This window comes from Campylobacteraceae bacterium (genome assembly GCA_013215945.1).
In the GTDB taxonomy this organism is placed as follows: domain Bacteria; phylum Campylobacterota; class Campylobacteria; order Campylobacterales; family Arcobacteraceae; genus NORP36.
The window spans coordinates 1-13,417 of sequence record JABSOM010000015.1 but is presented as its reverse complement, the minus strand read 5'-3'; the positions used below and the strand labels follow the sequence as shown (position 1 = coordinate 13,417).

At 27.1% G+C, this 13,417-nt stretch carries 11 protein-coding genes and 1 tRNA gene; 9 read left to right on the top strand and 3 right to left on the bottom strand.

All coding sequences use genetic code 11. The features are described 5' to 3' along the window. Nucleotides 1-136: 136 nt before the first annotated feature. Both argF and hemB read right to left on the bottom strand, forming a co-directional pair. Nucleotides 137-1,063: an ornithine carbamoyltransferase gene (gene argF, locus HRT41_13860; GenBank protein ID NQY25107.1), complete on the bottom strand. Its 927-nt coding sequence runs from the start codon at nt 1,061-1,063 to the stop codon at nt 137-139. 263 nt (nt 1,064-1,326) lie between these two features. Beyond that, complete coding sequence (gene hemB / locus HRT41_13855; protein ID NQY25106.1) at nt 1,327-2,301, bottom strand: porphobilinogen synthase; 975 nt, start codon at nt 2,299-2,301, stop codon at nt 1,327-1,329. 61 nt (nt 2,302-2,362) lie between these two features. Between hemB and ribA the strand changes: the two genes are divergently transcribed. The 9 genes from ribA to HRT41_13810 all read left to right on the top strand — a co-directional run bounded on the left by ribA (nt 2,363) and on the right by HRT41_13810 (nt 13,136). Next, nucleotides 2,363-2,938: a GTP cyclohydrolase II gene (gene ribA / locus HRT41_13850; GenBank protein NQY25105.1), complete on the top strand. Its 576-nt coding sequence runs from the start codon at nt 2,363-2,365 to the stop codon at nt 2,936-2,938. Between the two features lie 8 nt (nt 2,939-2,946). Continuing rightward, nucleotides 2,947-3,534, top strand: a complete 588-nt coding sequence (gene rsmG, locus HRT41_13845) for a 16S rRNA (guanine(527)-N(7))-methyltransferase RsmG (protein ID NQY25104.1) — start codon at nt 2,947-2,949, stop codon at nt 3,532-3,534. Further along, on the top strand, nt 3,531-3,740 hold the full coding sequence (locus HRT41_13840; GenBank protein NQY25103.1) for a hypothetical protein: 210 nt from the start codon (nt 3,531-3,533) through the stop codon (nt 3,738-3,740). Before rsmG ends, HRT41_13840 begins: the two co-directional genes overlap by 4 nt. Beyond that, on the top strand, nt 3,716-4,123 hold the full coding sequence (locus tag HRT41_13835) for a hypothetical protein (GenBank protein NQY25102.1): 408 nt from the start codon (nt 3,716-3,718) through the stop codon (nt 4,121-4,123). Before HRT41_13840 ends, HRT41_13835 begins: the two co-directional genes overlap by 25 nt. 26 nt (nt 4,124-4,149) lie before the next feature. After that, nucleotides 4,150-4,308, top strand: a complete 159-nt coding sequence (locus HRT41_13830; GenBank protein ID NQY25101.1) for a hypothetical protein — start codon at nt 4,150-4,152, stop codon at nt 4,306-4,308. Further along, nucleotides 4,286-6,301 (top strand): glycine--tRNA ligase subunit beta, encoded by a 2,016-nt coding sequence (locus HRT41_13825; GenBank protein NQY25100.1) that lies wholly within the window; start codon nt 4,286-4,288, stop codon nt 6,299-6,301. The genes HRT41_13830 and HRT41_13825 overlap by 23 nt, the downstream gene beginning before the upstream one ends. A 392-nt stretch (nt 6,302-6,693) precedes the next feature. After that, a complete protein-coding gene (locus tag HRT41_13820; protein ID NQY25099.1) occupies nt 6,694-10,899 on the top strand; it encodes a transporter substrate-binding domain-containing protein in 4,206 nt (1,401 codons plus the stop codon). Nucleotides 10,900-10,949: 50 nt separating this feature from the next. Continuing rightward, the gene (locus HRT41_13815; protein NQY25098.1) at nt 10,950-12,011 is read left to right on the top strand and encodes an HD domain-containing protein; all 1,062 of its coding nucleotides are present in this window, start codon (nt 10,950-10,952) and stop codon (nt 12,009-12,011) included. Between the two features lie 372 nt (nt 12,012-12,383). Further along, complete coding sequence (locus HRT41_13810; GenBank protein ID NQY25097.1) at nt 12,384-13,136, top strand: DUF3365 domain-containing protein; 753 nt, start codon at nt 12,384-12,386, stop codon at nt 13,134-13,136. Nucleotides 13,137-13,233: 97 nt separating this feature from the next. On the opposite strand, the gene HRT41_13805 is transcribed toward HRT41_13810, so the two are convergent. Then, nucleotides 13,234-13,310, bottom strand: a tRNA-Thr gene (locus HRT41_13805). Nucleotides 13,311-13,417: the final 107 nt, after the last annotated feature.

Here is a 13,417-nt window from a genome sequence, read left to right as displayed (position 1 = left end):
TTTAGGTAATTATTTTAATGGGGGTTTTAAATACAGTTTTAATACCTGTATTCTATAATTTTTTTTTAAATTTGAGTTGGATATAAGTGTTTTAAATAATGAATCATTTAAAAAAAGAGCTAATACTTAGCCCTTTTTAGTCGTTTCTTTTTGAATCCAACCAAACCATAATACCTTTTTGGGCATGAAGTCTGTTTTCTGCTTCTTCAAAAATTTTACTTGCTTTTGATTCTAAAACTTCAGCACTTACTTCATATCCTCGATAAGCTGGTAAACAATGAAGAAATATTGCATCATTTTGTGCTTCTTGCATCATTTTATTATCAACTATATAACCTGTAAAGTCTTTGATTCTTTTTTCTTTCTCATCTTCTTGTCCCATAGATACCCACGTATCTGTAGTAACAACACTTGCACCTTTAACAGCAAGTTTTGGGTCATTATAAATAGTGATTTTAGCACCTGATAATTTAGCATCTTTTAGTGCTTCTTTTAAGATGTCTTGATCTACTTCATAACCAATAGGCGTAGCAATTCGTAATTCAAAACCAATTTTAGCACAAAGATTTAGCCAAGAATGTGCTAGGTTATTTCCATCTCCAATATAAGCAACAATTAAATTTTCATCTTTATTGCATTCTTGAATGGTAAGATAATCAGCCATTAACTGAACAGGATGATATTCATCACTTAAACCATTAATAACAGGTACTTTTGAGTATTTTGCAAATTCTTCAATATTTGCTTGTGCTGTTGTTCTTATCATTGCCATATCAACCATTCTTGAAATGACGCTAGAAGTATCACGCATAGGTTCTCCTCTGCCTAATTGTATATCATTAGAAGATAAAAACAGTCCAATACCTCCCAGTTGATAAATACCTGTTTCAAAAGATACTCTTGTTCGTGTAGAACTCTTTTCAAATATCATTGCTAGGGTTTGTTTTGGTAAATAATCTTTAAAAATTTTATTTTTTGTTTCTATTTTTATTTTTCTTGCCAGTTCTAATATTTCTAGAATTTCATCTTTTGAATAGTCTTTTAATGTTAAAAAATGTTTCAAGTTAATCCTTTGTAAGTACTTTATCTTATTAAAAAAGACATTATATTCAAATTGCAATTATTATATTCTTAATAGGGTGGGTTTTTTACTTGTGCCTATTTTTATTATCTTAGTTATCAAAGATACTAAGAAACAATGTTTTTTAGTATAAGGCATATAGATTAATAAAACATTAACACTTTTAAATTTTGTATATTTCATTATAACGAAATGAAATATACTTAATTTTCCTTACTTTAGAAATAAAAGCAAAGAGGTAAACGTTATTTACCTTTTAAAAGCAAACACGCTTCTTTTGCATGATAAGAAATAATAATATCAGCTCCGGCTCTTTTAAAAGAAATTAGTGTTTCCATCATCACACGCTCATAATCAATTAACCCAGCATTCCCTGCATGTTTTAGCATAGCATATTCGCCTGAAACATTGTAAGCAGCTAAGGGTAAATTACTTCTATTTCTTATATCTCTAATAATATCTAGAAAAGAAAGGGCAGGTTTAACCATTAAGATATCAGCCCCTTCTGCTTCATCAGCCAAAGATTCTTCAATAGCTTCTAGGCGGTTTCCTGGATTCATTTGGTACGTTTTCCTGTCGCCATAAGAAGGAGCACTTTGTGCAACATCCCCAAAAGGCCCATAATAACCAGAAGCGAATTTACTTGAGTACGCCATAATAGGAAGGTTTTCAAAACCATTGTCATCCAGAACTTTTCTTAAGGTTTTAATAATCCCATCCATCATTCCAGAAGGAGCAATCATATCAACACCTGCTCTTGCATGAACTAAAGCCTGTTGAGCAGATATCTCCAGTGTTTTATCATTGTGTACTGTATTTGTTTTGGGATCAATGATACCACAATGACCATGATCTGTATACTCACAAAAACATAAATCACTCACAATAAACATATTGGGGAAATCTTTTTTAATAGCTTGTACACTTCTTGAAATTAAACTATTTTCATCCAAACATTCACTTCCTATTGAGTCTTTAAGGGTAGGTATTGCAAATAAAATAATGGAGTTTAATCCCATCTCAACTAATTCTTCACACTCTTTTAAAATCGAATCTAAACTCATTTGGAAAACACCAGGCATTGAGCTTACTTCATTTTTAATATTTTTACCTTCAACTACAAATAATGGATAGATAAAGTCTTGCGTACTTAAGCTTGTTTCACTTACCATATTTCTTAAAGTTTCATTAATTCTAAGTCTACGAAATCTTTTAAACATTCTGTTTACCTTTTTTAGATATTATATGCGCCTATTTTAACAATATAAGGTTTAAATACTTATGAACATAGAAAAATCTAGTTTTGCAAGTTTACCAACAAAGTTTGGGACTTTTAAAATTAAAGCATATAAAGAAAATAACCAAGAACACCTGGCGATAATGAGCCAAGATTTTGAACGTCTTGATTCTCCTTATGTAAGGGTTCATTCAGAATGTCTAACAGGAGATACTTTTGGCAGCTTAAAATGCGATTGCCAAAATCAATTGCATCAAGCCTTAGAATTTATTTCTAAAAATGGTGGTCTTATTATCTATCACAGGCAAGAAGGTCGTAATATTGGCTTGGTAAATAAAGTTAACGCTTATTGTTTACAAGAACAAGGTAGAAATACTATTGAAGCTAATCTTGAATTAGGTTTTGATGAAGATGAACGATATTATTTAATTGTGGAAGAAATATTAAAAGATTTAAATATTTCAAGCATTAAACTTATTACAAATAATCCAAAAAAAATAAAATACATGGAATCTATTGGAATAAAAATAATTGAGCGCATTCCATCAATAACAGAAGTAAACAAATACAATAAAAGCTATTTAGAGACTAAAAAAGAAAAAATGGGTCATCTTTTATAAGGAATATAATGAATTTAAAAAATCAATGTGAAAAAATCAATCTTAATTTTGATGAAAAATTTTATGAAAATTGTAATAAATTTATACAGACATTACAAGAATGGGGTAAGATTCACAATTTAAGTGCGGAATTAGAAACGCAAAAAATTGAGAAAAACATTATGGATTCTATTTATCCTTTAAGTTTTTTAGATTCTTTTGAATCTTTTGCCGATATTGGAACAGGAGCTGGTTATCCTGGCTTAATTCTTGCAATGGCAAAACCTGAGGTTAAAGCGTACTTAATTGAACCCAGAGCAAAAAGAGTTGCTTTTCTTAATTTTATAAAAAATTCTTTAAAACTTGCAAATGTTGAAATTATTTGCAACAGAATAGAAAATGTACAAGAGATTAAGGTTGATTTATTTACCTCAAGAGCAGTAACAAATACAGCACTACTAATGGAATTAACAAAAAATTTAAGCTCTGAAAACACTTCCTTTTTATTTTATAAAGGTTCTATGCTCAAGAGTGAGCTTGAAAATGCTAAAATTAAGAATTATAAAATATATCCAGTAAATGAGAGAAATTATTTGTATATAAAAGGACAAAAATGATTTTTAAAGCATTGGCTTTTTTAGCTGTTATTTTCATTGTTTATCTTGTGTTTTTTAAAAAAAGCAGAGAAAGTGAAATTAAAAAATCTATGAAAAAAGATGAAGAAATAATGGATGCTTGCCCAACATGTAAAACTTTTGTAAGCAAAGAAGATGCTATTTTATCAAATGGAAAGTATTTTTGTTCAAAAGAATGTTTGCAATGATTATTATTGGACATGAACTATTAGCTTACGAAAGATTCGTTTATGTAAATAATAAAGAAGAAATCTCGTATACAAAAGCAAACAGTTCTGTTTTATTTGTTTATGAAAAAGATTTATTAAAATACTCAAGTACGAACCAAATAAATTTTTCTGTTCTTGTATCCAGTATAGAAGAGAGTATTTTTGCAAATGCATTAAATGCACAGTATCTTTTATGTGAAAAAGACTTGGCGATTAAGGTACAAAAAATAGCTGAGCATTATATGTTTGATACAAAAGTTTTATGTATCATTGAAAAAGATCATGAAATAGAAGAACTTGCTGTCTTAGGAATTGATGGTATTGTTTATAAAAATAGCATAAACAAAAATCTTAAAAAATAAATAAAATTTTCTGTAAAAGGACCCACGTGAAAGATATACTAGATATTATTGTTGTAATTGGTTTTGTTATTATTGTCTTTGGCTTTGTAAGAGGCTTTAATGAATTACAAGTTAATAAACATACGAAAAAACTAGATGAAATGAAAAAAAGAGAGGAAGAAAATGACAAAACCACTACTGATTGAAATAGGGCTTGAAGAACTTCCTGCTATTCCATTTTTAAAAGAACTTCCAAATATAGAAAAAAAATGGTCTGATATTTTAAAAGACAAACAATTGTCTTGTGATTTTGAATTTTATTATACTCCTAGACGTTTGGTTCTTTGGCACAAATCTTTTGCTTTAAAACAAGAAGACCAGATAATTGAAAATATTGGTGCTCCTCTTAGTATTGCTTATAAAGATGGAATTGCAATGCCTGCTGCTCTTGGTTTTGCAAAAAAATGTGGTGTTGATATAAGTGAAATTTCATCTATTGATAAAGGAAGAGGAGATGTTTTATACTTTAAAAAAGAAGTAGAAGGGCAAACTTCTAAAGATTTATTAAATGAAATGATAAATACTTTTATTAAAAAACTTAACTTTGGAAAATCTATGCGTTGGGGTTCAAGAAAAGATTCTTTTATTAGACCCATTCGATCTTTATGTCTTATGCATGATGAAGAAGTTCTAGAAGCTGAACTATTTGGTGTAAAATCTTCTAATACAGCATATCCTCACAGAATGGTTTCTTACGAGCCTTTTTCTTTTAACAAAGCCAGTGATTATTTTGATGCGTTAAAACAAAATGGTGTTATTTTATGTGCAAAAGAAAGAAAATCGATTATTTTAGAACAAATGAAAAAAATTGAAGCAAAACATAATTTAAGTATTGATATTGATAAAAGTTTATTAAATGAATTGGTGGCTATTACAGAATACCCCACAGCACTTTTAGGGACTTTTGACAAAGACTTCTTAAATCTTCCCGAAGAAGTAATTATAACGTCGATGAAAGAGCATCAACGATATTTTGCTGTTTTTAATAACGACAACCTCTCTAATCATTTTATTGTTGTATCAAACAGTAAAACAAATGATTTTTCTCATATTATTGCAGGAAATGAAAAAGTTCTACGCCCAAGACTTGCTGATGGAATGTTTTTTTACAAAAATGATTTAAGAATAGGGCTTCAAAATGAAGGTCTGAAAAAACTTGTTTTTGTTGAAGGTTTGGGTTCTATGCATGATAAACTTCAAAGAGAAGTAAAAATTGCAAACTATCTATCCAATGCTTATAATATTGAAAACAAAGAAGATATTACAAAAGCAGTACTAATGGCTAAATCAGATTTAATGAGTGAAATGGTTTGTGAGTTTACTGAGCTTCAGGGTTTAATGGGATATTATTATGCCAAAGCAGCAGGGCAGAATAAAGACATTTATACTGCAATAAAAGAACAATATCTTCCTGATGGAGAAGACGCTGATTTACCATCATCAGTATTTTCTTCAATTATTGCCCTTTCATATAAACTGGATAATTTAATGGGCTTATTTTCTGTTAATAAGATTCCTACTGGATCAAAAGATCCTTTTGGGCTTAGACGAGCAGCTTCAGGGATAGTAAAAATTGTAATTGAACACAAACTCTCTTTTGATCTAAACAAGCTTGTTGATACTTTATCTCCTAACTATGAAGGTTTAAATAAAAAACAACTTCTAGATTTTTTTAATGAACGATTATTTAAAATCTTTGAAGTTAATCCGTCTGTTTTAAAAGCAGTTTTAGGAAGCGGCGAAAAAGATATTTATAAAATTTCAAAAAAACTATGTGCTTTAAATCCATTTGTACTCGAAGGTGACTTTAAAAACCATGTAGCTACGTTTAAAAGAGTGGCAAACATAATAAAAGGCCTAGACTTATCTAAAGAACTTATCATCAACGAAGCGTTGTTAAGTGATAAAGAAGAACTTACTTTATTTGATGAATACAGTGCAATTGTATCAAAGGAATATACATGTTATGAAGAAGAGTTAAAAGCCTTATTTGCTTTAAAACCAGCTCTTGATGCATTCTTTGATAATGTATTCGTAAATCACGAAGATGATAATATCAAAAACAACAGAAAAAATCTTATCGCTTTAGTATATCTGGCATTTAGAAATATCGCAGATATTAAAGAAATCACGATATAAGCTAAATACAAGTAAATACACATAACTACAAGGTTCCTAAAATAGGGCCTTGTACAAAAAATCAAGAAACAACTTACTGTAAATATTTTAATAATTTAAAAAATAAGATCAATAGATCAATTTCAATGTCTTAATATAAAAGTCCATTTATTTAATTACTTTTTCTCTTTACTTTTTAAGTGAGAATATCACAGTATAAAAATTATTTTAAAGCAATTAAATATAAAAATTTAAAGAAATCTGAAATATCTACATTTATTTTCTATATAATATAGTTTATGAAAAATTCTTATAATATATAGTACAGAGATACAAGGGGTATAACAATTTAATAAGGTATTATTTAAATCTTATTATTCATTAAACTAAATTATATGATTAAAAGGTTATTTATGAAATTTATATTTTGTTTTTTATGTTTTATCAATATTCTTTTTGCTTCTTCTCCTGTAATAAAAATAGCAATTACTAAAAATATGATTCCTTATTCTTTTATTGATGAAAACAATAAAGCCAAAGGTATTTTGGTTGATTATTGGAAACTTTGGGCCTCTAAAACACAGCAGAAAATAGAATTTGTTCCTTTGACTTGGCCGGAAACACTTGAAGCGATAAAAAAAGGTAAGGTAGATATTCATTCTGGCTTATTTATGAATGAAGAAAGAAAAGAATATATAAAATTTATAAAACCTATTTATCAAACTACCTCACAAATATTTATAAAAGTTAATAAAATAAAAGAAATTATAAATATTGATGCTTTGGATAATAAACGCTTGGGTTTAATATCTAATTCTTATTTCGAAACGTATATTAAAAAAAACTTCCCTAAAATAAAAATTAAGACCTTTATCTCTAATGATACACTAATAGATTCATTTTTTAAAGAAGAAGTGGATGCAATAATTGATGACAGTTTAATCATATGGTCTCATATGGTAAAAAGATATAAACACAATGAAGTGATATCTTTGGAGGATTTTGCTGTTAACAAGTGGTTTTATGCTGCTATAAAAAACGATAAAAAGAATATAAATCTTGAGAATCAAATCAATTATGGAATGAGTTTAATTTCAAAAAAAGACTTAATAAACATTCAAAACAAGTGGGCAATTGATAAGGGTTTAAGTTTTTATAAAAGAAAAGAAAAAAATTTTACAAAAGAAGAATTAAATTACATTAAAAATTCTCCTGCTTTAACTCTAGGTCTTGATGACTGGGGAGATATGATGCATTCCAGCGACGGTATTAAACTAGAAGGCTTTTCAGGAGAAATTATTCTAAAAGTATTTGAAATATCTGGTTTAAGATATAAAATTGTAAAAGATGATTGGAATATTTTATTAAAAAAGTTTAAAAATAAAAAAATTGATATTTTACCTGCAACATATTTTACTAAAGAGAGAAGTTCTTTTGGTTTATACAGTAAAAAATATATGTCTTTAAAAGATTTTATTTACGTAAAGTTTGACAATCAAAATATAAAAAAACTATCTGATCTAAACCATAAAAAACTAGCAATCGTAAAAGGTTATGGAAATATAAGATACGTAAAAGAAAAATTCCCTAATATCAAAATTATTGAAACGAATAACCTAGAAGATTCTATTTCAAAAGTATTAAATGCAGAAGTTGATGCTTTTTTTGAATTACAATTTGCAGCGGAGGCAAAGATAAGAGAATTATCTTTGCCTCTATTAAAAGGTATATATCAAAATGATATAAAAGCCAATGATTTACATGTTTTTTCTAGAAAAGATGATTTACTTTTACAAAAGATTATACAAAAATCACTCAATGCCATTCCTAAAAAAGTGATGGATAAAATCACTAAAAAATGGTTAAATCCTAAAGAAAAACAAGAGCTTAATATAGCTTTTGGTAAAGGAAGAGAGCCTTATTCAATAGATAAATCTTATTTAAAAGGTATTGAATATGATTTAATCAATGAAATATTAAAAAAGAGTAGAATTTCTATTAAAAATATAACAAATTTATCTTATGATAAATTACAAAATGCTTTAAGTAACGATACAAGCTTGGATATAGCAGTAACAGTTAAAGAAAAAGATGATGGGTACTATTATTCAGATGATTTCATAAATTTTGAAAATATAGCAGTATCAAGAGTTAAAGATAATATCACTCTTAATACTATTAGTGATTTAAAAAATAAAAATATAATCGCATTTAAAGAGGCATATAAATACTTAGGTGAAAAATACTTTTCATTGTTTAATTTAGAAACAAGAACAAAATCATACAAAGAGTATGAATATCAAGCAAAACAAGTAAAAGATTTTTTAGACAAAAAAACTGACGTCATAATTATAGATAAAAATATATTTTTATGGCATTTAAAAAGATTAAGCGATGATAGTATCAATAAATACAAAATTGAAGCTATCTTTCCTAATAAAAACGCGTATAAAGTAGCATTTAAAGATGAATATATTAAAAATATATTCAATAAAAATCTTAAAATCTTGAAAGATAATGGAGAACTTAAAGATATTTTCTTTAATTATATACACAGAGACATAGAAGCAAAAGTAAAAATTAATTCTCTGATTTCTACTCTTGTCTCAAGGTTTATTTTTACAAATGAAAGAAATAAAATAGATAATATTCTTAAACAATTATTGAAACTAGAATATATTAAAAAATTAGAAGTTTTTAATAATAAGAAAATTTTGTTATCCTCCACTTCAAAAGAAACATTGAAAAATTATGCACTTCAGGACAGTCATTATCAAGTATCAAATATACCGAGAAAAGTTGGTTATATTAAAGTATATTTTGATGAAGAAAAATTAATTAAACACTCTAAAAGAGAACAGTTAATTCCTCGAATAGATTTTTTTAAAGGTTTAGACAGTTATTCTTATATAAAAAAAGTATACAAGCGTTTTAACTATTTAAATAAGGAAATTATTTTCTCTAAAAAAGAACAATTATTTATGAAAAACAATCCTATAATACGTTTTTCTGAAAGTGATTGGTCTCCTTTATCTGTCATTGAAGGAAAAGAATTTGATGGAATTTTAAATGATTATATGAAAATATTAAATAATAAAACAAATATACATTTTTCTTATGTTAAAACAAAAAAATGGTCAGATGTTTTAAGAAAATTCAAAAATAATGAAATAGATTTTATTCCCGGGGTTGCAAATACAAAAATAATTAAGAATATGGGTTTAGTATCCAATAGTTTTATTGCCTTTAATTTTGCAATAGTTAGTAATGAAAATGCTTCTTTTATAAGTGGCCTTGAGGCCTTGAATGGGAAAATACTTGCTTTACCAAAAGGTTTTACCTCTAATATTCTTATACGATCAAACTATCCTGGAATAAAAGTAATAGATACAAAAACTATAAAAGAAGCCTTATCAATGGTTTCACAAGGAAATGCAGATGCTTTTGTAGGTCATGAAGCAGTGACAGTATATAATATCAAAAAATATTATAAAAATTTAAAAATTGTTGGACTTTCGAAAGAAGAATTTTCTCATCATATGTTAATCAAAAAATCACATCCCGAGCTTTTATCTATAATAAATAAAGTCATTGCAACAATTAGCCAAAAAGAAAAAGACGAGATAAATGAGAAGTGGATAAAAACAAAAATAAATACAGCTGTAGATTATTCAATAATTTATACAATAATTGCTGTTTTTTTACTTATACTACTTATTATCTTATACTTTACAAAAAAATTATCTTTAGCAAAGAACTCAACAGAAATAACAAATGAAAAATTAAATGAAAATATTATAGAATTAAATTCTACGAAAGATGCATTAGAAGATTCAAACCATGAATTACAAGTTTCCTTAGAAAATCTAAAAAAAACTCAAGATAAATTAGTAGAATCTGAAAAAATGGCAAGTTTAGGTGGATTAGTTGCTGGAGTAGCCCATGAAATTAATACTCCTATAGGTATTGGACTTACAGGATCAAGCCATTTTTTAGAGCTAACGCAAGATATTATAAGAAAATTTGATAATGAAGATATGACTAGAAGTGATTTTCAAGAGTATACGCAAAATTCTCTTGAACTAGCAAATTTGATATTCTCGAATTTGAAGAGAACAAACCATCTTATAAAAAGTTTCAAACAAATATCAGTAGATCAAACAAGCGAAGAAAAACGAAAATTTGAACTTAAAAATTATATTAATGAAATTTTAATAAGTATAAATTCTGTGATTAAAAAAACAAAAATAAAAGTCATAGTCAACGCAGAAAACAAAATATATTTAAATTCTTATCCTGGAGCTATTTCTCAAATTATTACAAATCTGATTTTTAACTCCATAAATCATGCTTATGAAGATAATGAAATTGGAATTATTACAATAGATTTAAAAAATGAGAATGAAAAAACAATTATTGTTTACAAAGACGATGGAAAAGGTATAAAAAAAGAAAATTTGAGCAAAATATTTGATCCTTTTTTTACTACAAATAGAAATAAGGGTGGAACAGGACTGGGACTAAATATTATATACAATATTATTACCAGCCAATTAAAGGGTAGTATTTCTTGCGATAGTATTGAAAACATAGGTGTAAAATTTATTATAAAAATTTAAAGAAGGAACATTTTATGGATTTTTTTAAAACAGAAAATTTAGTAGAAAAAATGGAAGACAAAAAAAAATTTAAAATAATTATTGCAGATGATGAAAAAGATGTTCATTTATTAACAAGAAGTGTATTGAAAAAATTCGAATATAAGAACAAAAAATTAGAAATTATTAGTACCTACAGTGGTGCAGAAACTATTGAGGTTCTTAAAAAAAACTCTGATGTTGTTTTGATTTTACTTGATGTTATTATGGAAACAGATGATGCAGGACTAGAAGTTAGCAGAAAAATTAGAAATGAGTTAAAAAATAATGTAATACAAATAATTTTACGAACAGGGCAGGCATCAGATATTCCGCCTTATAAAGTAGTAAAAGATTATGAAATTAATGATTATAAAGAAAAAGCCGAATTAACGTCTGAAAAATTAAAGATAGCACTAACTACTGCTATTCGTACTTATGAGAACTTGCAAGAACTTAAAGTTGCTAATGAAAAAATTGTTTTACTTATTGATGAAATCGAGGAGACTCAAAAAGAGGTTGTATTTAGATTGGGTTCTGTTGCAGAAACCAGAAGCCAAGAAACAGGAATGCATGTAAAGAGGGTGGCTGAGTATTCAAAACTTTTCGCATTATATTATGGATTAGAAGAAAAAGAAGCAGAGATACTAAAACAAGCAAGTCCTATGCATGATATTGGAAAAATAGGGATTCCCGATAATATTTTAAATAAAGCAGGAAAACTAACTCCTGCTGAATTTGTAATTATGAAAAAACATGCAAGTATAGGTTATGATATGCTTAAAGGCTCTAATAAATCAATATTAAAAGTGGCTGCCATTGTTGCAAATGAACATCATGAAAAGTATGACGGTTCAGGATATCCAAGAGCATTAAAAGGTGAAGACATACATATTTATGGAAGAATAACAGCAATTGCAGATGTATTTGATGCTTTAGGAAGCCAGAGGTGTTATAAAGATGCTTGGCCCGATGAAAAAATATTTAATCTTTTTAAAGAACAAAGAGCAAAACATTTCGATCCCAGACTAGTGGATATCTTTTTTGCTAAATTATCAGAATTTTTAAAAATACGAAATACTTTTAAAGATTAAAATGGTTTAACATCTATTCAAAAAATCTTTAGTTTATTTTTAAAGTACCTAAGCGTTTGAAGTGTCAAATTTTTGTGAGTATAAAAGATTTTTAAAACTTTATTGTAATTGATGTGATCAATAAGAAAGAAGCTAGTAATGATAGCTAGGAGAGAAGTATTAGTGGATTTAATCTACTGATCGTACTTGCACAAGAGGAGTATCAAAAATTGATTTTAAGTACATAATGAAAAGTTTAGAATTAGACAAGTAAAAATCACAATATATTTTTAAGAAACGATGCTTATAAGCCTTTTCTTAATCTATTTAGATAAATAAATATTTTATAAAATTATTTATTTATCTACCTATACTTACACATAAGGACTTCTTATGAAAAGTGATTCCCAAATACTTACTAAAATATTTACGCCTCTTGTTATTATTACAATAGTTTCAGCAATACTACTTTCATTGTATATAACAAATCAAACGAAAAAAAACATTATTAGCAACAGTACTGTTTATGCACTAAATACTATTAAACAATATAAAATGTTAAGGCAATATTATACAAAGTATGTAATAGAAAAAATTCCTCCCTCTATGAATATCGATTATATACATAAAAATTTGAATAATACACTTCCTTTACCAGCAACCATGCTAAAAGATTTAAGTGTCTTGTTAGGTCAAGATAAAAATGGTACTCAGATTAATCTCTATAGTAGTTATCCTTTTCCAAGTTCAGAAAACCGTAAACTGGATGATTTTTCCAAACGTGCTTTGATAAAGTTTAAAGATAATAAACAAAAAGATATTATAGAAATAACTACACGAAATAATAAAAAAGTGCTAAGAGTTGCTACGCCTGATTATATGACACAAAATACCTGCGTTAATTGTCATAATACAAGAGAAGATTCACCTAAAAAAGACTGGAAACTGGGAGATATCAGAGGTATTTTAGAAGTTATTATTCCAATTAATAAAGAATTAGAATTGGCACAAAGTCTAAATATTCAGATAATTATCTTAATTTTGTTTTTAGTAAACATGATTTTATTGGTTTTGTATTTTTATTTTAAAAAGAATATATTAAAACCTTATAAACATTTATACGATGAAAGAAAAAAGTTTTATTAGTTCTTATATAAAACAGAGTTTACAATAAATATTTCAAGTTCGCGGCTTAAATATACTCTGTTTTATACAATAATGTATTAAAGAAATTTAGTAAAAGTGGAGCTAGTGATAGGAGTTGAACCTACGACCTGCTGATTACAAATCAGCTGCTCTAGCCAACTGAGCTACACCAGCATCCAAAATGTTGTTTATAAGTTAAACTTATAAATGGTATCAAGAGGGAGACTTGAACTCCCGACCTCCGGCTTATGAGACCAGCGTTCTAGCCAGCTGAACTACCT

What these genes read in the sequence shown, in the direction of transcription:
- hemB (NQY25106.1), bottom strand. Translation starts at nt 2,301, where the DNA reads ATGTTTAAAAGATTTCGTAGACTTAGAATTAATGAAACTTTAAGAAAT.
- ribA (NQY25105.1), top strand. Translation starts at nt 2,363, where the DNA reads ATGAACATAGAAAAATCTAGTTTTGCAAGTTTACCAACAAAGTTTGGG.
- rsmG (NQY25104.1), top strand. Translation starts at nt 2,947, where the DNA reads ATGAATTTAAAAAATCAATGTGAAAAAATCAATCTTAATTTTGATGAA.
- HRT41_13840 (NQY25103.1), top strand. Translation starts at nt 3,531, where the DNA reads ATGATTTTTAAAGCATTGGCTTTTTTAGCTGTTATTTTCATTGTTTAT.
- HRT41_13825 (NQY25100.1), top strand. Translation starts at nt 4,286, where the DNA reads ATGACAAAACCACTACTGATTGAAATAGGGCTTGAAGAACTTCCTGCT.
- HRT41_13820 (NQY25099.1), top strand. Translation starts at nt 6,694, where the DNA reads ATGAAATTTATATTTTGTTTTTTATGTTTTATCAATATTCTTTTTGCT.
- HRT41_13815 (NQY25098.1), top strand. Translation starts at nt 10,950, where the DNA reads ATGGAAGACAAAAAAAAATTTAAAATAATTATTGCAGATGATGAAAAA.
- HRT41_13810 (NQY25097.1), top strand. Translation starts at nt 12,384, where the DNA reads ATGAAAAGTGATTCCCAAATACTTACTAAAATATTTACGCCTCTTGTT.